This window comes from Rhizobium sp. SVR5-9E (assembly GCF_056755095.1).
In genome coordinates this window covers 1-239 of sequence record NZ_JBNDHS010000694.1, presented here as the reverse complement: position 1 = coordinate 239, position 239 = coordinate 1, and the positions used below count along the sequence as shown (strand labels likewise).

Here is a 239-nt window from a genome sequence, read left to right as displayed (position 1 = left end):
GAGTGAATGGAGGAACGGTTGGCTTTGTCAAAAGAGGCCTTAAACACGTACGGGATACCCAGTTTCTGGGTCACGGTCACGTAGTGCTCGCAGATACGCATCGCGAGATCACGGGATTCCAGCACGTTCATACCGCCAAACAGCACGAACGGCAGGTCGTTTGCCACGTTGATATCACCAATGCTAACCACTTTTTGTTTCATAGGATCGCCTTATTCAGGTGTGAATCGGAATTAAGA

The 239-nt window shown here is 49.4% G+C and carries 1 pseudogene; it reads right to left on the bottom strand.

Annotation, left to right across the window (positions count from 1 at the left end):
• Positions 1-203: pseudogene (locus tag ACPYOJ_RS36580) on the bottom strand (3-deoxy-8-phosphooctulonate synthase); the annotation flags it as partial.
• Positions 204-239: the final 36 nt, after the last annotated feature.